This is a genomic window from Rubrivivax albus (genome assembly GCF_004016515.1).
Taxonomy (GTDB): Bacteria; Pseudomonadota; Gammaproteobacteria; order Burkholderiales; family Burkholderiaceae_C; genus Rubrivivax; species Rubrivivax albus.
Window position 1 is genome coordinate 85,550 of the sequence record NZ_SACT01000002.1, and the last position, 19,782, is coordinate 105,331.

A 19,782-nucleotide genomic window follows, 5' to 3' on the forward strand; every position below is an offset into this window, starting at 1 on the left:
GCGCGTGATCCCGGGCGGCGTGAACTCGCCGGTGCGGGCCTTCCGCGCTGTCGGCGGCACGCCGCGCTTCATCCGCCGCGCCGAGGGCGCCTACCTGTGGGACGTCGAGGGCCGGCGCTACATCGACTACATCGGCTCCTGGGGGCCGATGATCCTGGGCCACGGCCATCCGGCGGTGCTCGACGCGGTGATGAAGGCGGCACGCGACGGCCTGAGCTTCGGCGCGCCCACCGAGGCGGAGGCGGAACTGGCCGAAGCCATCATCGCGCAGGTGCCGTCGGTGCAGCAGGTGCGCCTGGTCTCCAGCGGCACCGAGGCCGGCATGAGCGCCCTGCGCCTGGCGCGCGGCGCCACCGGGCGCTCGGCCATCGTCAAGTTCGAGGGCTGCTACCACGGCCACGCCGATGCATTGCTGGTCAAGGCCGGCTCCGGCCTGGCCACGTTTGGCCACCCCACCAGCGCCGGCGTGCCGCCGGAAGTGGTGCAGCACACGATGGTGCTCGAGTACAACAACGTCGGCCAACTCGAGCAGGCCTTCGCCGAACGCGGGCACGAGATCGCCTGCGTGATGATCGAGCCCATCGCCGGCAACATGAACTTCGTGCGCGCCAGCGTGCCGTTCATGACCCGCCTGCGCGAGCTTTGCACGCAGCACGGTGCGCTGCTGGTGTTCGACGAGGTCATGACCGGCTTCCGCGTCGCGCTGGGCAGTGCGCAGAGCCTGTACGCGCGGCTGATCCCGGGCTTCCAGCCGGACATGAGCGTGTTCGGCAAGGTCATCGGCGGCGGCATGCCGCTGGCCGCCTTCGGCGGTTCCAGGGACGTGATGGCCCAGTTGGCTCCGCTGGGCCCGGTCTACCAGGCCGGCACGCTCAGCGGCAACCCGGTGGCCACGGCCTGCGGGCTGGCCACGCTGCGCGAGATCTCGCGCCCCGGCTTCTTCGACGCCCTGGCCGCCCGCACGCGAGCGCTGGTCGACGGCCTGGCCGCGGAGGCGCGCGATGCCGGCGTGCCGATGGCGGTGGACAGCGAAGGCGGCATGTTCGGCTTCTTCTTTGCCGCTGACCTGCCACAGAACTACCCGGCCGTGATGGCCACGGACAAGGAGCGCTTCAACCGCTTCTTCCACGCCATGCTCGACCGCGGCGTCTACCTGGCGCCGGCGCTGTACGAGGCCGGCTTCGTCAGCGCCACCCACACCGAGGCCGACATCGCCGCCACGCTGCAGGCAGCGCGCGAGGCACTGCGTCAGGGCTGATCGCCCGCGGCCGGCACGGCGGCCGCGCCATCATGGCCATGTATGCGGACCGTGCCACGCCTCGACGCCTTGGCAGCGTACATGGCATCGTCGGCATGGCGGATCAGCGTCTCGACATCGCCACCGGCGTGCGGGGCCAGTGCCACGCCCACCGAGGCCCCGACCTGCACCATGATGCGGTCGACGACCAGCGGCTGAGACAGCATGGAGACGATGCGATGGGCCAGGCCCAGGGCGTGGTCAGCGCGCCGGACCCCCATCTGCAGCACGGCAAACTCGTCGCCTCCCAGACGTGCGACGGTGTCGCCATCGCGCGCCAAGCCGCGCAGGCGATCGGCCAGCGCCGCCAGGACCCGGTCGCCGACGACATGGCCATGGCGGTCGTTCACCGGTTTGAAGTGGTCAAGGTCGATGAAGTGCAGCGCGAAGCCATCCTCGGCCGTCACCGGCAGCAGGCCTGCCAGCCGCTCACGGAAAGACGCGCGGTTCAACAGGTCAGTGAGGTCGTCGCGCTGCGCGAGCTGGCGGATGCTGTCCTCGCGCCGCCGGCGGTCGGAGACGTCGGTGTAGGTGCGCAGCACGCCGCCGCCTTCGAGCGGCACGCTGCGCACCTCGATGATGCGGCCGTCGGGGCGCGCGCGGTCGTAGATCTGGGGTATGTCCAGGATGCCACCGGCTCGGACAAAGGCCTTCAGGTCCTCCGACGTGTCACGGAACTCGTCGGTCGACCACTGGTACTCGAGCACGTCCTGGAACCGGGGGTGTGAGGCCATCAGGTCCGGCGGCAGCCCCAGCAGTTCGATCGCCCGCGGGTTGCACACCTCGACCACGTGGTCGGCATTGACCATCATCACGCCCTGCTCCATGCGCGCAAGCATGGCCTCCAGCAGCGTGGACTTGTGCTGCAGTGCGGCCTCACTCGCCTTGGTGCGCTGTTCCGCCTCCATCAGCCGGCGTTCATTGCGCTTGAGCTCGGTGATGTCGACATGGGCGTAGATGCCGCGCCCCTCCGGCCCGGCCTGGCCGACGATGCGGACCCAGCGGTCCATCGGCAACGGCAACTCGAAGGGGGCGCCGATGTGGCGCAGGCGATCGACGAGGGCGGCGCTGCCTTCGCGGTACCGATGACGATCGGGCTTGTCGCTCCAGACCTCGGCGTACAGGACCTCAAAACGCTGACCAACTGCAGCCTCGCGGTCGGGCAGGCCGTAGGCATGGACGAAGGTCTCGTTGACCCAGGCGATCAGGCCGTCTTCGGTCGTCACCATGACTGCATCGGGCAGGTGGTCGAACAGACCCAGTTCGGTCCGGCCGGGATCCACCGGGCCGCCCAGCACAGGCATGGCATGCTCGGTCCAGATGCGGATGCGGCCGATGCCCGGCAGCGGCAGCGAACCCACGCGCAGCCGCCTTCCCCGATGGTCGAAGGCAAGGGCGCGGTGCTGCGCCCGGTGGCGCGCCAATGCGTCCGTCACCCGCTGTGCCAGCTGTGCCATGGGCAGGCCTGGCGTGCGCGCCTCGAAGAACCGGCGCAGGTTGGCCTCGTACGGCTCACCGGAATAGATGTGCCCGCCATGCTCCGGAAAGAACCGCAGGAAGCTCCGGTTCCAGGTCAGTGTCCTGTCGTGTTCATCGAGCACGCAGGCCGCCACCCCCAGGCTGTCGAGCGTGTCGCAGACCGGTCGGAGGAGGGCAAGCGCTTCCATCGCGTCGGGGGCCGTTCGGTCGGTGGTGTCTGTTCATTCTGCCTCGTCGGAACAGCCCTGCGCGGCATGTCCTCCCGCGCGCGTCAGGCCGGCGACGAGCGCAGCCCGTAGGTGCCACCACCTGACCACAGGTACTCCACCCGCAGCACCGGGTCACCCTGCTCCCCGGCAAAGGTGAAGCCGATCACCGCCAGACTGTCACCATCCCGGATCTCGGCCACCTGCCAGGCGTTCATGCGGAACAGCGGGGCGAGTTCGATCGTCCAGCGCGGGTGACGCCGCTGCGACAGACGCGCCGCCTTCAACAAGGCGGCACCGTCGACCGGGGCCGTCTGCGCCGGCAGCGCCCGGCTGGTGAGGTCGGCCGGCAGGGCCATCTCGGCGGCGGGCACCAGCATGAGTTCGACATGCGGGTTGCGCCAGCGGACGTCCGCCGCCGTGCCCTCCAGGTAGATCGGCCGGTTCTGGTCGAAGCTGCTCCAGCCGTGGTGGGCCTGCGCGGTGTGTACCCATGGCGCCATGCCGGCAGCCAGCAGCAGGGATCGTCGTTGCATGGCGGTCTCTCCTTCAGAGGTAGGCGATGAAGCGGCCGGCCATGATGACCGCCAGCCACAACCCCAGCGAGAGTACGGTCTGCGCCCGCGCCACGGCGTCCGCGCGATGCAGTCCATCGCGGGCATGGAACAGGCCCGCATTGACCCCGGCTGCGGCCAGCAACCCCATCTTCAGCAGGAACAGCCGGTTGGCCAGCAGTTCACCCGGCGCCGCGGCAAACATCAGCAGGCCGCTGGCCGCCGCAAGGCCGAAGCCGGCCACCGCGATCGCGAGCGCCAGACGGGCCAGGGGGCGCAGCGGCAGTGCCGGCGCAGCGCCCCACAGGCGCAGTTCCACCAGCACGAGGTTGCCCAGCAGCAGGGCAATGCCCACGATGTGCACCACCTCCAGCGCCGGGTAGGCCCAGGGGTGCTCGGCGATCGCGGTCAGGCCCTGCATGGCTGGCCCGCAGGCCGTAGGTCGCTACAGCCCCTGCCAGCGCTGCGGCTGGGCGCCATCGGCCCCGACCAGCGCCAGCACACGCTCGACGGTGTCCGCGACCATCTCGTCGATGCTCGCAGGCCGGTGGTAGAAGGCCGGCAGCGGCGGGAAGATCACGCCACCCATTTCGGTGACGGCCGTCATGTTGCGCAGATGGGCCAGGTTCAACGGCGTCTCGCGCACCATCAGCACCAGCCGACGCCGCTCCTTGAGCATGACGTCGGCCGCACGCGTGAGCAGGTTGTCCGACAGCCCGTGCGCCACGGCGGCCAGCGTCTTCATCGAACACGGTGCGACCACCATGGCCGCGGCGTCGAAGCTGCCGCTGGCCACGCAGGCGCCGACGTCGCCCGGGGCGTGCGACTCATCGGCCTCGGCTTCCAGCGCCCGGCGGTCCAGGCCGAGCTCGTGGTGGGCGTTGAGCACGCCGGCCGGCGTGACCACGAGGTGGGTGCGCAGCCCGAGCACGCGTGCCCGGCGAAGCAGTTGCAGGCCGTAGACCGCGCCCGTCGCGCCGGTGATGCCGACGACGAGGCGGCGTGTCATCCGGGGTCGGTGATCAGGTGCCCTGGCCGAGCACCTGCTGCAGTTCGCCCGACTCGTACATCTCCATCATGATGTCCGAACCACCGACGAACTCACCCTTCACGTACAGCTGCGGGATGGTGGGCCAGTTGGCGTATTCCTTGATGCCCTGGCGGATGCCCTCGTCCTCGAGCACGTTGACCGTGGCCACGTTCTGCGCGCCACAGGCCTTGAGGATCTGGATGGCGCGGCCGGAGAAGCCGCACATGGGGAACTGCGCCGTGCCCTTCATGAAGAGCACCACGGGGTGGCCCTTGACGATCTCGTCGATGCGTTGCTGCGTGTCGGACATGGCGGAGGCGGTGGTCAGGGATCGAAAGGCAGCACTGTACACACAGAAGCCGTGGGCGCCACGCCGCACCGTCGAAACCCCCGCTGGCGCGGTCGGTACCGGGAGGCGCCGATGCGACCGTCAGAAGCGGTAGTGCACGCCCAGCTGCAACATTGGCATGGCGTCGAGCCGGCGCAGCGTACCCTCCCAGCCGCGCAGGCCGAAGATCGCGCGACCCAGTTCAGCGGCCGCCGCGCCCTGGCGCAAGGCGATGCCCAGGTCGGCCGAGAACCCCCACCCGCCGCGCGGCGCGAGCCCGGAATAGCCGAAGCCGACGTAGGGCCAGACCTCACGGTCGGCGGACGGGGCGTCCTGTGGCACGGCCAGCAGCGATGGCGACCATGGCCCGGCCGCGCTTGCCACCGACGGCCCGATGCCGCCGAGCACGACCCCGCTGGTGGCACGGAAGCCGCCACGCCAGCGCGCGTCAGGATCACCGCCGTGACGCTCCAGATAGACATCCCCCAGCAGTGCGGCATGCTGCAGCGTCAGGCTGCGGCCGGACTCGGGGCGCGCCAGCAGCAGGTTCACGCGCGCCTGCAGGACCGGCCAGGCCTGGGCCGATGTCAGCTGCAGCCCATCGGCCGCCTGGGCAGCCATGACCGCGGACAGCGCCGCCGTGGACAGCACCACCCGGGCCGGGGTTGGAATCCGCATCGTGACCTCCCGCGAGAGCAGCTAGCACGGGAACATCGTAGACCCGGGGCCGGAGCCCGTGGGGCACGGTTTCAGGCCGTTTCCACACCCAGTTCCGGCATCTGCCCGCCGCTGCAACGGTCCAGGCCGGCCAGATCGGGCCGGGTGCACACGCACACGAACCCCGCGGCAGCCAGCAACCCGCGCGTGGCCGCGCCCTGGTCGTGGCCGTGCTCCAGCAACAGCCAGCCCCCGGGCCGCAGATGAGCCGGTGCGGTGGCCACGATGTCACGCAGGTCGTCGAGACCGTCGGCACCCGCCACCAGCGCCGACGCCGGCTCGTGATGCAGGGCCACCAGGTGCGGGTCGCCGTCGGCCACATAGGGCGGGTTGGCCACGACGACGTCGAACTGCTGGCCCACCAGCGGCTGCCACCAGTCACCGTGGCGCCAGTCCACGTCCAGTTGCAGACGTCTGCCGTTGTCCCGCGCGATGGCCAGCGCCTGCGGGCTGCGCTCGACCGCCGTGACCCGCGCCGCCGGGCACGTCGCCTTGATCGCCAGCGCGATGGCACCGCTGCCGGTGCCCAGGTCGGCCACGGCCGCGTCGGCCCGGTCGTGCAGACAAGACCGAACCCACTCGACCAGCCCCTCGGTCTCCGGCCGCGGCACCAGCACGCCCGGACCTACGGCCAGGGTCAGACCACAGAAGACCTGCTCGCCAGTCAGGTAGGCCAGCGGCACGCCATCCAGGCGGGCGTCGAAGGCCGCCTGGAGCCGGGCCACCTGGGCTGCGTCCAGCGGCGTGTCGTCGTGGGCAATCAGCCACGCACGCGGCCGGCCCAGCAGCGCACTCAGCAGCAACTGCACGTCCAGCCGGTCCACGCCGCGCCGGCGCGCCTCGGCCAGGGCACCTGCCACGGTGGGCGTCATGCGCCGCCGGTCTCCAGCTGCGCCAGTTGCTGCTCGGCGCGCGCCGACGCCAGCGCATCGACCAGCTCGTCGAGGTCACCGTCCATCACCATGCCCAGCTTGTAGAGGGTCAGGTTGATGCGGTGGTCGGTGACGCGACCCTGGGGGAAGTTGTACGTGCGGATGCGGTCGCTGCGGTCGCCGCTGCCGACCAGACCCTTGCGCGTGGCGGCTTCCTTCGCGGCGCGTTCGCTGCGATCCTGGTCACGCAGCCGCGCCTGCAGCACGGCCATCGCCTTGGCCTTGTTGCGGTGCTGGCTGCGGTCGTCCTGGCACTCCGCCACCAGGCCGGTAGGCAGGTGGGTGATCCGGATCGCGCTGTCGGTCTTGTTGATGTGCTGGCCACCAGCCCCGCTGGCACGGAAGGTGTCGATGCGCAGGTCGGCCGGGTTGAGGGTGATCTCCTCGGCCTCGTCCGGCTCGGGCAGCACGGCCACCGTGCAGGCGCTGGTGTGGATGCGCCCCTGGCTCTCGGTGGCTGGGACCCGCTGTACGCGGTGGCCACCGCTCTCGAAGCGCAGACGCCCGTAGGCGCCACGGCCTTCGACGCGGAACACCACCTCCTTGTAGCCGCCCAGCTCGGCCGGGCTCTCGCTCAGGACCTCCACCCGCCAGCCCTGGCGGTCGCACCAGCGCAGGTACATGCGCGCCAGATCACCGGCGAACAGGGCCGATTCGTCGCCACCGGTACCGGCGCGGATCTCGAGGAAGGCGTTGCGCTCGTCGTCGGGGTCGCGCGGCACCAGGGCCAGGCGCAGACGCGCCTGCAGCGCGGCGATGTCCTCGCCGGCCTGGGCGATCTCCGTGGCCGCCATCTCGGCGAACTCCGGGTCGGCGGCCATGTCCCGCGCGGTGGCCAGATCGTCCTCGCGCTGGCGGAAGCGACGCCACAGCGTGACCACCTCCGCCACCTCGGCCTGCTCCTGGGACAGCCGGCGCCAGCGCGTGACGTCGGCGAGCACCTGCGGGTCGGCCAGCGCGGCATCGAGCTCCGCCAGGCGCATCTCCAGGCGTTCGAACGGGGGGCGGGGAAGATCCATGGGCACTGCACGGTGGACCGGCACCGCGGGGTGCCGGCGCGGCCGCAGGGGCGCTAGCGGGGTTCGCCGGCGTCGCCGGCGTCCGGGCCTTCGGCCGCGCCGCGGCTGCGCAGGAACAGGCGCGAGACGGTGGCGGCGAGCTGCTCGCGGTCACGCGCCTCGGCGCTGCGCAGTTCAGCCATCGTGCCATGCAGCAGCTTCTGCGTGAGGCCCCGGGACAGCGCCTCCAGCACCGCGTCGACATCGGCACCGCGCGCCAGCAGCCTGCGCGCGCGCTGGATCTCCGCCTGCCGCCAGTCGTCAGTCTGCTGGTGCAGGGCCTGGATCAGCGGCACGGCGGCGCGCTGGTCCAGCCAGTGCTCGAAGCTGAGCACGCCGGCATCGATGATGGCCTCGGCCTGCTGCACGGCGGCACGCCGCTTCTCGCCGGCCGACTGCACGAGGGCGGAGAGGTCGTCCACCGTGTAAAGGTAGACGTCCGACAGCGCCTGCACCTCGGGCTCGATGTCGCGCGGCACGGCCAGGTCGACCATGAACATGGGCCGGCGGCGGCGCGCCTTGAGCGCACGCTCGACCGCACCCAGGCCGATGATGGGCAGCGAGCTCGCGGTGCACGACACCACGGCATCGAACTCGTGCAGGCGGTCAGGTAGGTCCGACAGGCGCAGCGCCTGGGCACCGAAGCGGCCGGCCAGTTTCTCGCCGCGCTCCAACGTGCGGTTGGCCACCGCCATCGCCTTGGGCTGGCGGGCGGCGAAGTGGGTGGCCACCAACTCGATCATCTCGCCGGCGCCGACGAAGAGCACGCGGATGTCGCGCAGGTCCTCGAAGAGCTGCGCCGCCAGGCGCACCGAGGCGGCGGCCATGCTGATCGAATGCGCGCCGATCTCGGTGGCGGTGCGCACTTCCTTGGCCACCGAGAAGCTGCGCTGGAACAGCTGGTGCAGCGTGGACCCCAGCGTGCCCGCCTCGTCGGCCTGGCGCACGGCTTCCTTCATCTGGCCGAGGATCTGCGGCTCGCCCAGCACCATCGAATCCAGCCCGGCGGCCACGCGGAAGGCATGGCGGGCCGCTTCACGGTCCTCGCGGACGTAGGTGTAGCTCTGCAACAGGCTGCCCTGGACACCGCCCTGCTCGGCCAGCCAGTCCAGCGCCGGGCGCGCGATCTCCTGCGCCACGCGCGGGTCGGCCGCGACATAGAGCTCGGTGCGGTTGCAGGTGGAAACCAGCGCCGCCTCCGGCGCCACGCGCTGCAGCCGGTCGCGGAACCCTCGCAGCGCCATCGGCAGCTGGTCGGGCGCGAACGCGAACCGGCCACGCAGATCCAGCGGCGCGGTGGTGTGGTTCAAACCGAGGGCAACAACGCTCACGACCCGATTGTAGGATCCAGCCCCTGCGGACGCCCAGCCTTTCGGCTTGACCGGCGTCAAGCCGAGACCTCGCGATGGGCCCGATCGACGCCTTCTGGCACCTGCTGAACCTGTTCCTGCCCGCTGCCGGGCTGGGTGCCGTGGCCGCTGCAGCCACCAAGCTGCTGTGGCGGCAGGAGACGCGCGGTCTGGCCTGGTGGCGGCTGGCCGTGCCCACGGCCGTGGCAGCCGCGGGGGTGACCGTCGCCGGCCTGCTGTTCTACGGGCAGGACGGCCGCATGGCCACCTACGGCGCGATGGTGCTCGCCGCGGCGCTCACGCTGTGGTGGCGGGTGTTCCTGCGCCGGCGCTGAGTTCGGCCGTGGCCACGCGGCCGCGCAGCGAGTGCGGCAATGCCTCGGTGATCTGCACGTCCAGCATCTGGCCGACGAGGCGGTCGCGCAGCGGGCCACCGTCGAAGTTGACGATGCGGTTGCACTCGGTCCGCCCCATCAGTTCACGCGGGTCCTTGCGTGACGGGCCTTCGACGAGGATGCGTTGCACCGTCCCCACACGGGCCGCCGAGATGCGTCGGACATTGGCCTCGATCGTGGCCTGCAGGTGCTGCAGGCGTTGCAGCTTGACGTCCTTGGGCGTGTCGTCGGCCAGGCTGGCCGCCGGCGTGCCGGGCCGCGCGCTGAAGATGAAGCTGAAACTGGCGTCGAAGCCGACGTCCTCGATCAGCTTCATCATGCGGCCGAAGTCGTCCTCGGTCTCGCCGGGGAAGCCGACGATGAAGTCCGACGACAGGCTGATGTCGGGCCGCACGGCGCGCAATTTGCGGATCGTGGACTTGTACTCCATCGCCGTGTAGCCGCGCTTCATCGCCATCAGGATGCGGTCGGAGCCATGCTGCACCGGCAGGTGCAGGTGGTTCACCAGCTGGGGGATGCGCGCGTAGGCCTCGATCAGCCGGCCCGTGAACTCGTTGGGGTGGCTGGTGGTGTAGCGGATGCGTTCGATGCCGGGGACCTCGGCCACGTAGTCCAGCAGCAGCGCGAAGTCGGCGATCTCGCCGCTGTCGCCCATCGCCCCGCGGTAGGCGTTGACGTTCTGGCCCAGCAGGGTCACTTCCTTGACGCCCTGGTCGGCCAGGCCGGCGACCTCGGTCAGCACGTCGTCGAACGGCCGGCTGACCTCCTCGCCGCGGGTGTAGGGCACGACACAGTAGCTGCAGTACTTGCTGCAGCCTTCCATGATCGACACGAAGGCCGAGGCGCCCTCGACCCGGGCCGGCGGCAGATGGTCGAACTTCTCGATCTCCGGGAAGCTGATGTCCACCTGCGGCCGCTGCTGCACCTGGCGCTGCGCAATCATCTGCGGCAGGCGGTGCAGGGTCTGCGGGCCGAAGACGATGTCGACGAAAGGCGCGCGCTGCACGATGGCATCGCCCTCCTGGCTGGCCACGCAGCCGCCGACACCGATCAGCACCCCGTTCTTCTTCAGGTGCTTCACGCGGCCGAGGTCGCTGAACACCTTCTCCTGCGCCTTCTCGCGCACCGAGCAGGTGTTGAAGAGGATCAGGTCGGCCTGCTCGGGATCGGGCGTCGGTTCGTAGCCGTCGGCGGCGCGCAGCACGTCGGCCATCTTGTCCGAGTCGTACTCGTTCATCTGGCAGCCGAAGGTGCGGATGTAGACCTTCTTCATGGCCGGCTCCAGGCCTGCGCGGCGGCGTCGAAACGCCAGCTGGCCGCCTCCGCGGGGGTGCGCGGCCAGGGCTGGCGGGCACGTTCGGCATCGGTGAGCAACCACACGTCCAGCACCAGGCCGTACGGGTCCACGGTGTAGTGCACGGTGTGGGCCTGGCCCGCCAGCGCGCCGGAGAGCTTGAGCAGGTTGTCGGCGCCGCGGATGCGCGCCCCGGGCGCCAGCCGCGCCGGCTGGCCGTTGAGCAGCACCTGCGGCGGCTGATCGAAGCGCATGTCGCCGCGCAGCGCGGTGGCCGGGAACGGGCGCTGCATCTGGGCGACGGCGGGCGGCACGGTGACGACGCCGGCCAGGAGCACGGCCGCGAGGGCCAGGGAAGCACAGCGGGGCATGGTGTGGATCCAGGGGCTGTGAAACAAAAAGCCCGAGGAACTGCGGTGGCAGCCTCGGGCCGGGATCTTGGTGGCGCTTCAGGGACTCGAACCCCGGACCTGCGGATTATGATTCCGTCGCTCTAACCGACTGAGCTAAAGCGCCTGAACTCCGCATTATAGCGGGGCGCAGCCCGGTGCAAAGGCCCGCCTCAAACTTTCCACGCATGTTCAGCTTTTTCCGCAAGAAGGCACCGGCCGCTGCCGAACCGAGCGCACCACCGCCCCCCGCCGTCGCCGCGATCCCGGCGGCGGCCAGTGCCCCGACGCCACCGTCGCCACCCGTTGCCGCCAGTGAGCCGGCAAGCGTCGAGCCTTCGCCCGCCGCCAGCCGGCCCGGCTGGTTCAGCCGCCTGCGGCAAGGGCTGTCGCGCACCGGCAGCGGCATCGCCCAAGTCTTCACCGGCACCCGCATCGACGAGGCGCTGTACGAGGAACTGGAAGCCGCGCTGCTGATGGCCGACACCGGCGTCAAGGCCGCCGCCGCGCTGCTCGACGACCTGAAGCGGCGCGTCAAGGCCGCCAAGGCCACCGACCCGGCGCAGGTCAAGGCGCTGCTGGCCGACGTCGTGGCCGACTGGCTCTCGCCGCTGCAGCGGCCCTTCGAGATCGGTGAGACGACGCCCACCGTGATCATGGTCGCCGGCGTCAATGGCGCCGGCAAGACCACGACCATCGGCAAGCTGACCCGCCACCTGGCCGAAGGTGACTGCAAGGTGCTCTTGGCCGCGGCCGACACCTTCCGCGCGGCGGCGCGCGAACAGCTCGGCGTCTGGGCCGACCGCAACCGGGTGGAAATCGTGGCGCAGGAAGGCGGCGACCCCGCGGCCGTGAGCTTCGACGCCGTGCAGGCCGGCCGCGCGCGCGGCTGCGATGTCGTCATTGCCGACACCGCCGGTCGACTGCCGACTCAGCTTCACCTGATGGACGAGTTGAAGAAGATCAAGCGCGTGATCGGCAAGGCGATGGACGGCGCGCCGCACGAGGTGCTGCTGGTGGTGGATGGCAACACGGGGCAGAACGCCCTGGCGCAGGTTCAGGCCTTCGACGCGGCGCTGCAGCTCACGGGCCTGGTGGTGACCAAGCTCGATGGCACGGCCAAGGGCGGGGTGCTGGCGTCAATCGCCGCCTGGCAGAAGGAGACCGGGCGCGAGGTGCCGGTCTACTTCATCGGGGTCGGCGAGCAGCTCGAGGACCTGCAACCGTTCGACGCCCGCGAGTTCGCGCAGGCGCTGCTGGGCTGAGGCTGAACTGAAGCCAGTCCCTGCTGCTGGGTGGCATCAGCCTGCCGAAGCGGTCGGGCTCTGCGAGACCGTGGGAGCGCCGAGCCGCACGGCGACGGTGGCTACTTGACCGTCTCGAGCTCGTCGAAGAAGGCGGAGGCCACCGGCTCCATGCCGGCACCGTAGTCGAGCTTGTCACCGGCGGCCAGCAGGTCGTCGATCTCGGCGGCTTCGGCCACCGGGATCAGCGGCACCGGCCGCGAGGTGCTTCCCACCGGTCGCGGCGCGTTGTCGACCAGGGCCGCACCGATCACGTTGCGCACCTCGCTGGCCGACGGTAGGTCGCCCTCGCGCCAGACGTGCACCCGTATCCCGGCCGCCTTCAACACGCGGGCCATGCGTTCGTGACGCTTGCGACTCCGGGGCGATTCCTCGGCAGATCGGATGTCGACGACGGCCAGTACACGCGAGCCGATGTCGCAGATCACGAGGTCGGCACTGAGTTGACCGACGCGCTGCAGCCAGTCGTTGTAGGAGTGCCGCATCGGCACCCGGACGAAGCGCGACAACGGCACCTGCGCCAGCACCATGAAACCGGGCAGGGCACGCTTGAGCAGGTCGAACGCCTGGCGCTCGGTGACGCTGAGGATGCGCGCCGCCTCGGGCGGCCAGCCAGCCACCGTATCCAGCGCCTCCTGCCGCGCCGTCGCCCCCCCGCGGCCATGACGCTGGCGACGGCGCAGGGCCATCAGGCTCAGCATCAGCAAGCCGGCGACAGCCAGCGCCACGGCGAAGAGAGGGTCGAGGAGTTCCATGCGTCGGCTGTACGGGGTGAGTGACGGAAATTACGGCCGCTCCAGCCTCAACTCCAGCCTTGCCCGGGGAAAAGGCGTATCCAGTCGCAACAGGCCGCTGCCAGAACCAGCCACCCGTGCACTTTCGCACGCAGCCGCCCGGCCGTCACTGACTGGCCCACGTGCTCAGCGCGGCATGCCCGGCAGGCCTCCCATGCGCTTCATCATCTTCATCAGGCCGCCGCCCTTCATCTTCTTCATCATGCCCTGCATCTGTTCGAACTGGTTGAGCAGGCGATTGACCTCCTGCACCTGCACGCCGGCACCAGCGGCGATGCGGCGCTTGCGGCTGGCCTTGATGAGTTCGGGCTTGCGGCGCTCCAGCGGCGTCATCGCGCAGATGATGCCCTCCATGCGGCGGACGTCGCGCTCGGCACGGTCCATGTCGGCCCCTTGGGCGCGCTGGGCGATCTGGTTGGGCAGCTTGTCCAGCAGGCCGGAAAGGCCGCCCATCTTCTTCATCTGGGAGATCTGGTCGCGGAAGTCGTTGAGGTCGAAGCCGCCGCTCTTGACCTTGTCGGCCAGCCGCTGGGCCGACGCCAAGTCGACGCCCTTCTGGACCTCCTCGACCAGGGCCACGATGTCGCCCATGCCCAGCACACGACCGGCGTGGCGCTCGGCGTCGAAGACCTCCAGCCCGTCGATCTTCTCGGAGACGCCGGCGAACTTGATCGGCGCGCCGGTGACCTGGCGGACCGACAGCGCGGCACCGCCACGCGCATCGCCGTCGAGCTTGGTCAGCACGATGCCGGTCAGCGGCAGCGCCTCCTTGAAGGCCTTGGCGGTGTTGACCGCATCCTGGCCCTGCATGGCGTCAACCACCAACAGCGTTTCGACCGGATGCACCGCGGCGTGCAGCGCGCGGATCTCGGCCATCAGCGCCTCGTCGATGGCCAGGCGGCCCGCGGTGTCGACCAGCAGCACGTCGAAGTGGTGGCGCCGGGCGTGGTCGAGCGCGGCTCGTGCAATGTCCTGCGGCTGCTGCTCGGGTGTGGACGCGAACCACTCGGCGCCGGCCTGGCCCGTCACGGTCTTGAGCTGCTGGATGGCGGCCGGGCGGTAGACGTCGGCCGAGACCGTCAGCACTTTCTTCTTGCGTTTCTCGATCAGCAGCTTCGCCAGCTTGGCGGTGGTGGTGGTCTTGCCGGCGCCCTGAAGACCGGCCATCAGGATCACCGCGGGCGGCTGCGTGGCGAGGTCGAGGTCGGCCACGCCCGCGCCCATCGTCGCCGCGAGTTCCTTGTGCACGATGCCGACGAGGGCCTGGCCCGGGTTCAGCGAACCGGCGACCTCCTGGCCCAGCGCCTTGTCCTTGACACGCTGGATGAAGTCGCGGACCACCGGCAGCGCCACGTCGGCCTCGAGCAGGGCCATGCGCACCTCGCGCAGCATGTCCTGCACGTTGCTCTCGGTGATACGGGCCTGCCCGCGCATGGTCTTGACCAGGCGCGACAGGCGGTCGGTGAGGGTGGAGGCCATGCGCTGGGGCCCGTTTGGCAGGGCCCGGATCGGTACACTTCAGCGCATGATTCTATCGACCGGGCCTGCCGCCTGGAGCGGCCCTGCCCCGCTGGCAGTGGCCACCCTGGCCTTGCTGGCCTACCTCGCGGTGGCCCTGCCACCCGCCGGTCGCACGGCGGGCTGGTCGGCACCCGTGCTGGTGGCCGGCTGGGGGCTGCACCTTGTCCTGCTGTTGCTGGACATCGGCGGCTGGGGGCAGCAGGCGCCAGGCGCACGCCTGGGGTTCGCGCCGGTGCTGTCGATCACGGTGTGGCTCGTGATCGCGGTGCACGGCATCGAGAGCCGGCTCGTGCCGCTGCCCGGCGTGCGTCGCATGCTCGCGGCGTCCGGCACTGCGGCGGTGGCGCTGGCGTGGCTGTTCCCGGGCGAACCGCGGGTCATGTCGTCCCCCTGGGCGCCGCTGCACTTCGTGCTGGGCGTCGCTTCCTACGGCCTGTTCGGGGCGGCCGTGCTGCACGCGCTGCTCCTGGACGGTGCCGAGCGCCGACTGCGGCTGCGCCTGGCCGAACCCGCCGGTGGGGGCATGCCGCTGCTGCAACTCGAGCGCATGACGTTCCGGTTCGTCGAGGCTGGTTTTGCCGTGCTTTCGGCCACGCTGCTGCTCGGCATGCTGACCAGTGCCCACTGGACCTGGGATCACAAGACGGTCTTCTCACTGTTGGGCTGGGCCGTCTTCGCCGCGCTGTTGACCGGACGCCGGCGCAACGGCTGGCGTGGGCGGCAGGCCACACGCTGGCTCTACGCCGGCGCCGCGCTGCTGCTGCTGGCCTATGCAGGGTCGCGCTTCGTGTTGGAAGTGGTGCTGGAGCGCGCGGGATGAAGTACCTGCTGGTGGTGCTGGTGGTGGTCGTGGTCCTGTGGCTGCTCTGGCGCCCGAAGCCCGGGCAAGCTGCCGGACGCGGCCGAACCGGCACCGGGCGCACTCGGCCCGCCGAGATGGTGGCCTGCGCGCATTGCGATCTGCGGCTGCCGCGCGCCGACGCACTGTTCGACCCGCAGGGGCGGCCGTACTGCGGCGACGCCCATCGGCGTTCCGGGCCACGGTGAGCACTGGCGGGATCGACCGTCGATACGCCGACCGGCGTCAAGGCGACCGGCGGCGAAGCGACCGACGGCAGGGCGGCCGCCGCACCGCCGACGCAGGCCATGCCGGCCTTGGCGACGCCGGCCCGGACACCCAGGCCGCCGACTCAAGATTCGCGCCGCGCAGCGACGCACCACCGACGCAGGGCGACCCTGCCCTCTTGCGGGTCGCGCGCACCTACGCCGCTGCGCGCGCCCTGCTCGGTGTGGCCCTGGTGCTTGCCCAGGCAGCGGCTTCGATGGCCGGGCAAGGCAGCAACGCCCTGGTCGCGACCCTGTGCGTGGCCTACGCCGGGCAGGCCCTGATCATCTGGCTGCTGCCCAGGTTCCGTGGCCTGACGGAGTCGATGGTGCGCGCATCCGCCACCGGTGGCGCGGGGCGTCAACGGTGGGTGACCACCATCGGTGTGGACATCGCCACGTTCGTGGCGCTGCACCTGCTCGACCGGGCCTCCGGGTTCAACTTCGCCGCGCTGCTGGTGCTGCCGGTGCTGATGGCTGGCGTGCTGCTGCCGCGCATCGCCGCGCTGGCCGCCGCGGCGGCGTCGGCGCTACTGCTGCTGTTCGGGGCCTGGGACAGCCCCACCGGGCTGGACGCGACCACGCTGGCACTGACACGCGCCGGACTCGCGGGTATCGGCCTGTTCGCGATCGCCGTGCTTGCGGGCGAACTGGCCGCCCGCCTGGTGCGCGAGGAGACTGCTGCCCGCGAAAGCATGGAACTGGCGCGCCGGCAGGCCCAGCTGAACCGGCTCGTGATCCAGGAACTGGCCGACGGCGTGCTCATCGTCGACGCCGGGCTCCGCGTGCGCGCCGCCAACCCGGCCGGTCGGGCCTTGCTGGTCGTCAGCGGCCCGGGCCCGTCCGTACCCTTCGGGCTCGAGGATCGCGCGCAGTGGCGGCCACTGGCCCAGGCCGCGCGCCAGGCCATCGCGGACCGGCGATGGCCCTCGGTGGGCCGCGACATCGAACTCGTGCTGGACGATGGTCAGGCACGGCGACTGCGTCTGCGTGCGCGCTTCACCCCTGGCAACACACACGGCGACCTGGGTGATGCCTATTGCGTGTTGCTGCTGGAGGACCTGCGCACGGCACAGGCACGCCTGCGGCAGGAAAAGCTCGCGGCCATGGGCCGGGTGTCGGCCGGCATCGCGCACGAGATCCGCAATCCGTTGGCCGCCATCTCGCAGGCCAACGCGCTGCTGCTGGAAGATGATCTGCGCGCCGATCAGCAGCGGCTGGCGCGCATGGTGTCGGACAACGTGCGACGGCTGCAACGCATCGTGGACGACGTGATGGAACTGGCGCCGGCGCGCGACGAGGCCGAGAGCATCATCGATGCGCGCGCCGTCGTGGCGGCGACGACGGTGGACTGGGCACAGACCGAGACGATCGATCTCGGGCCGGCCAGCCGGCTCCACACCGAGCTGACGGCCGAGCCCGTCGGCGTGCACTTCGACGCCGAACACCTCCGGCGCGTGCTCGTGAATCTGCTGGACAACGCGTCGCGGCACGCCGGCCCGGAAGCCGGGGCGGTGCTGCTGCGGCTGGCGCCGCACGACGGCCATGCCGTCGTGCTTCAGGTCCTCAGCAGTGGCGAGCCCATCGTACCGGAGGTGGAGCGGCACCTGTTCGAGCCGTTCTTCTCCACGCGCAGCCGGGGATCGGGGCTGGGTCTGTATATTTGCCGTGAACTGTGCGAACGCTATGGCGCCAACATCGAGTACAGGGCAAGGCCCGCCCATGAACCGAGACGCAACGAGTTCGTGGTGACCATGCGGCAGGCGACGCTACCCGCCCCCGATGCCATGCTTGCGCTGACCTGATGACCGCCAACTCGCCACCCCCTCGACTGCTCGTCGTCGACGACGAACCCGATCTGCGCACGCTCTACGAGTTGACGCTGATGCGCGAGGGATACCACGTGGACAGCGCCGGCTCGGTCGAGGAGGCCTGGCAGGTGCTGCAGGCCGAGCGCTACGACCTGTTGATCACCGACATGCGGCTGCCCGATGGCATGGGCCTGGACTTGCTGACGCGCCTGGAGTCGGCGCAGCGGCCCGAGAAGGCCATCGTGATCACGGCCTATGGCTCGCCGGAGAATGCCGTCGAGGCCCTGAAGGCCGGGGCGTACGACTACCTGACCAAGCCGGTCGACCTGCGGCAGTTCCGGGCCGTGGTCGCCTCGGCGCTAGGGCGCACGGGCAGCGCCACGATGTCGCCGGCACGGCCAGCGCCGGAGCCGGCGCAGGCACCAGGCACGGCACCGCGTGTCGATGGCGCGGCGGCGCCCGCACTGGCCCGGCTGGTCGGCGACTCGGCCGCCATGCGCGAGGTGCGGGCGCTGGTGCAGAAGGTTTCGCGCAGCATGGCGCCGGTGCTCATCCACGGGGAATCGGGCACCGGCAAGGAACTCGTGGCGCGCGCGGTGCATGCGGCGTCGCCGCGCGGCGCAGGTGCCTTCGTGGCGGTGAACTGCGGCGCGATCCCCGAGCAGCTGCTCGAGGCCGAGTTCTTCGGCTACCGCAAGGGGGCGTTCACCGGTGCACAGGAAGACCGCGGAGGCTTCTTCCAGGCCGCCAACGGTGGGACCCTGTTCCTCGACGAGATCGGCGACCTGCCCCTGGCTATGCAGAGCAAGCTGCTGCGCGCGATCCAGGAGCGGGCCGTGCGCCCCATTGGTGGTGTCAGCGAGATCGCGGTCGACGCACGTCTGGTCAGCGCGTCGCACAAGGATCTCACGCGCGAGGTCCGTGAAGGTCGCTTCCGTCAGGATCTGTACTATCGCCTCAACGTCATCCGCATCGACGTGCCGCCACTTCGCGAGCGGCTGGCCGACCTGCCGACGATCTGCCGCGCGTTGCTGGAGCGCATTGCCCGTGACGCGGGCGTCGCACCGGCGCCGACGGTGACACCCGACGCACTGGCACATCTTGCCGGGTACGCCTTCCCGGGCAACGTGCGCGAGCTCGAGAACCTGCTGCATCGTGCGCTGGCCTTGTCGAACAGCGACCGCATCGAAGCCCGAGATCTCGGCCTGGCGGACATCACGACAGCGCCACAGCAGGTCGTGGCCCCGACGCACGCCGCGCTGCCGGAGTCTGCGGAGGTGGCCGACGAGGCGCTGCCGGCGGACCTTCAGGCGCACCTCGACGACGTCGAGCGGGAGATCCTGATCAAGGCCCTGGACCGTCACCGCTACAACCGAACGGCAGCCGGCGCCAGCCTTGGCCTGTCCCTGCGCCAGATGCGCTACCGCATGGCACGCCTGGGCATCGATGGCGGCACCACGGACTGACCCGTCACGGCAGGCCCGACGGCCCGGGGCGTGGCGGGGCGGCTGGTGGCGTTGGGCACTGCGCGTCCGCTCGCCGCATCACAACACCCGGCCGGCCAACCTGCCCGTGAATCTCGTGGTGCTGCACTCGATCAGCCTGCCCGCGGGGCAGTTCGGGGGCCCCTGGATCACCGACCTCTTCCTCGGCCGGCTGGACACGCGGGCGCACGAGAGTTTCACGGCCTTGGCCGGTCTGCGCGTGTCCGCCCACTTCCTGATCCGCCGCGACGGGCGCGTGCTGCAGTTCGTCGACACCCGCCGGCGGGCATGGCACGCCGGCGTGTCGAGTTGGCTGGGCCGCGCGAACTGCAACGACTTCTCCGTTGGGATCGAACTCGAGGGGCTGGAGGGCGACACCTTCGAGTCCGCGCAGTACGGCGCACTGGCACGCCTGCTCCGGGCGCTGGCGGGGTCGCTCCAAATCGAGGCGGTGGTCGGCCACGAGCACGTCGCCCCCGGCCGAAAGGGCGACCCGGGATCAGGGTTCGACTGGGCGCGGCTTCGACGCCTGCTGCGCATGCGTCAGCTCTGGGTGCATGGAGCGTCACCAAGGCCGGCGCGTGCCGCCAGCCGAACGGGCAGGCGTACAGGCGGCATAGGTAGAAGCACGGTCCGACACACTACCGCTAGTGGCTTGTAGGGCACCGGTACCCCAGATATAGTGTGCGCTCGTGATAAGCTCATGAACGCGCCGGCCCCCGTGACCCCCTTTGCC

At 70.7% G+C, this 19,782-nt stretch carries 21 protein-coding genes and 1 tRNA gene; 8 read left to right on the plus strand and 14 right to left on the minus strand.

From position 1 onward, the window contains the following. Nucleotides 1–19 precede the first annotated feature (19 nt). A complete protein-coding gene (gene hemL / locus ENE75_RS06595; RefSeq protein WP_375138477.1) occupies nucleotides 20–1,258 on the plus strand; it encodes a glutamate-1-semialdehyde 2,1-aminomutase in 1,239 nt (412 codons plus the stop codon). On the opposite strand, the gene ENE75_RS06600 is transcribed toward hemL, so the two are convergent. The 9 genes from ENE75_RS06600 to hemA form a co-directional block, all read right to left on the minus strand. After that, nucleotides 1,249–2,964 carry a PAS-domain containing protein gene (locus ENE75_RS06600; protein ID WP_128197063.1) on the minus strand — a complete coding sequence of 572 codons (1,716 nt, stop codon included), beginning with the start codon at nucleotides 2,962–2,964 and terminating at the stop codon, nucleotides 1,249–1,251. The two genes, hemL and ENE75_RS06600, sit on opposite strands and share 10 nt — an antisense overlap. A gap of 83 nt (nucleotides 2,965–3,047) precedes the next feature. After that, nucleotides 3,048–3,518 carry a DUF6152 family protein gene (locus ENE75_RS06605; RefSeq protein WP_128197065.1) on the minus strand — a complete coding sequence of 157 codons (471 nt, stop codon included), beginning with the start codon at nucleotides 3,516–3,518 and terminating at the stop codon, nucleotides 3,048–3,050. Between the two features lie 13 nt (nucleotides 3,519–3,531). Then, on the minus strand, nucleotides 3,532–3,957 hold the full coding sequence (locus tag ENE75_RS06610) for a hypothetical protein (protein WP_128197067.1): 426 nt from the start codon (nucleotides 3,955–3,957) through the stop codon (nucleotides 3,532–3,534). A 24-nt stretch (nucleotides 3,958–3,981) separates the two neighbouring features. Further along, nucleotides 3,982–4,545, minus strand: coding sequence for a UbiX family flavin prenyltransferase (locus ENE75_RS06615; RefSeq protein ID WP_128197069.1), 564 nt, complete (start codon nucleotides 4,543–4,545; stop codon nucleotides 3,982–3,984). A 13-nt stretch (nucleotides 4,546–4,558) separates the two neighbouring features. Then, the gene (gene grxD, locus ENE75_RS06620) at nucleotides 4,559–4,876 is read right to left on the minus strand and encodes a Grx4 family monothiol glutaredoxin (protein ID WP_128197072.1); all 318 of its coding nucleotides are present in this window, start codon (nucleotides 4,874–4,876) and stop codon (nucleotides 4,559–4,561) included. Between the two features lie 120 nt (nucleotides 4,877–4,996). Next, entirely contained in the window at nucleotides 4,997–5,572 is a 576-nt protein-coding gene (locus ENE75_RS06625) for a hypothetical protein (RefSeq protein WP_128197074.1), read from the minus strand. 71 nt (nucleotides 5,573–5,643) lie between these two features. Continuing rightward, nucleotides 5,644–6,483, minus strand: coding sequence for a peptide chain release factor N(5)-glutamine methyltransferase (prmC, locus tag ENE75_RS06630; protein WP_128197077.1), 840 nt, complete (start codon nucleotides 6,481–6,483; stop codon nucleotides 5,644–5,646). Next, on the minus strand, nucleotides 6,480–7,562 hold the full coding sequence (gene prfA / locus ENE75_RS06635; protein WP_128197084.1) for a peptide chain release factor 1: 1,083 nt from the start codon (nucleotides 7,560–7,562) through the stop codon (nucleotides 6,480–6,482). Before prfA ends, prmC begins: the two co-directional genes overlap by 4 nt. A gap of 53 nt (nucleotides 7,563–7,615) precedes the next feature. Further along, complete coding sequence (gene hemA / locus ENE75_RS06640) at nucleotides 7,616–8,932, minus strand: glutamyl-tRNA reductase (RefSeq protein ID WP_128197086.1); 1,317 nt, start codon at nucleotides 8,930–8,932, stop codon at nucleotides 7,616–7,618. Nucleotides 8,933–9,006: 74 nt separating this feature from the next. Between hemA and ENE75_RS06645 the strand changes: the two genes are divergently transcribed. Next, entirely contained in the window at nucleotides 9,007–9,285 is a 279-nt protein-coding gene (locus ENE75_RS06645) for a hypothetical protein (RefSeq protein ID WP_128197088.1), read from the plus strand. Here the strand turns inward: ENE75_RS06645 and miaB are convergent. The 3 genes from miaB to ENE75_RS06660 all read right to left on the minus strand — a co-directional run bounded on the left by miaB (nucleotide 9,248) and on the right by ENE75_RS06660 (nucleotide 11,155). Continuing rightward, on the minus strand, nucleotides 9,248–10,618 hold the full coding sequence (gene miaB / locus ENE75_RS06650) for a tRNA (N6-isopentenyl adenosine(37)-C2)-methylthiotransferase MiaB (RefSeq protein ID WP_128197091.1): 1,371 nt from the start codon (nucleotides 10,616–10,618) through the stop codon (nucleotides 9,248–9,250). The two genes, ENE75_RS06645 and miaB, sit on opposite strands and share 38 nt — an antisense overlap. Then, nucleotides 10,615–11,010 carry a hypothetical protein gene (locus tag ENE75_RS06655; RefSeq protein ID WP_128197093.1) on the minus strand — a complete coding sequence of 132 codons (396 nt, stop codon included), beginning with the start codon at nucleotides 11,008–11,010 and terminating at the stop codon, nucleotides 10,615–10,617. Before ENE75_RS06655 ends, miaB begins: the two co-directional genes overlap by 4 nt. Before the next feature lie 68 nt (nucleotides 11,011–11,078). Continuing rightward, nucleotides 11,079–11,155, minus strand: a tRNA-Met gene (locus tag ENE75_RS06660). Nucleotides 11,156–11,216: 61 nt separating this feature from the next. Here ENE75_RS06660 and ftsY point away from each other — a divergent pair. Beyond that, on the plus strand, nucleotides 11,217–12,293 hold the full coding sequence (gene ftsY / locus ENE75_RS06665; protein ID WP_128197096.1) for a signal recognition particle-docking protein FtsY: 1,077 nt from the start codon (nucleotides 11,217–11,219) through the stop codon (nucleotides 12,291–12,293). A 101-nt stretch (nucleotides 12,294–12,394) separates the two neighbouring features. Here the strand turns inward: ftsY and ENE75_RS06670 are convergent, their stop codons facing one another. After that, entirely contained in the window at nucleotides 12,395–13,087 is a 693-nt protein-coding gene (locus ENE75_RS06670) for a DUF2726 domain-containing protein (RefSeq protein ID WP_128197098.1), read from the minus strand. A gap of 165 nt (nucleotides 13,088–13,252) precedes the next feature. Then, entirely contained in the window at nucleotides 13,253–14,605 is a 1,353-nt protein-coding gene (ffh, locus tag ENE75_RS06675) for a signal recognition particle protein (protein ID WP_128197100.1), read from the minus strand. Between the two features lie 46 nt (nucleotides 14,606–14,651). Between ffh and ENE75_RS06680 the strand changes: the two genes are divergently transcribed. The 5 genes from ENE75_RS06680 to ampD all read left to right on the plus strand — a co-directional run bounded on the left by ENE75_RS06680 (nucleotide 14,652) and on the right by ampD (nucleotide 19,707). Beyond that, entirely contained in the window at nucleotides 14,652–15,467 is an 816-nt protein-coding gene (locus ENE75_RS06680; protein WP_128197102.1) for a cytochrome C assembly family protein, read from the plus strand. After that, nucleotides 15,464–15,694 (plus strand): PP0621 family protein, encoded by a 231-nt coding sequence (locus tag ENE75_RS06685; protein WP_128197104.1) that lies wholly within the window; start codon nucleotides 15,464–15,466, stop codon nucleotides 15,692–15,694. Before ENE75_RS06680 ends, ENE75_RS06685 begins: the two co-directional genes overlap by 4 nt. Nucleotides 15,695–15,891: 197 nt before the next feature. After that, entirely contained in the window at nucleotides 15,892–17,556 is a 1,665-nt protein-coding gene (locus ENE75_RS06690; RefSeq protein WP_233258966.1) for a sensor histidine kinase, read from the plus strand. Then, nucleotides 17,556–19,028, plus strand: a complete 1,473-nt coding sequence (locus ENE75_RS06695; RefSeq protein ID WP_128197107.1) for a sigma-54-dependent transcriptional regulator — start codon at nucleotides 17,556–17,558, stop codon at nucleotides 19,026–19,028. The genes ENE75_RS06690 and ENE75_RS06695 overlap by 1 nt, the downstream gene beginning before the upstream one ends. Further along, on the plus strand, nucleotides 19,009–19,707 hold the full coding sequence (gene ampD, locus ENE75_RS06700) for a 1,6-anhydro-N-acetylmuramyl-L-alanine amidase AmpD (RefSeq protein ID WP_128197109.1): 699 nt from the start codon (nucleotides 19,009–19,011) through the stop codon (nucleotides 19,705–19,707). Before ENE75_RS06695 ends, ampD begins: the two co-directional genes overlap by 20 nt. The last annotated feature ends 75 nt before the right edge of the window (nucleotides 19,708–19,782 follow it).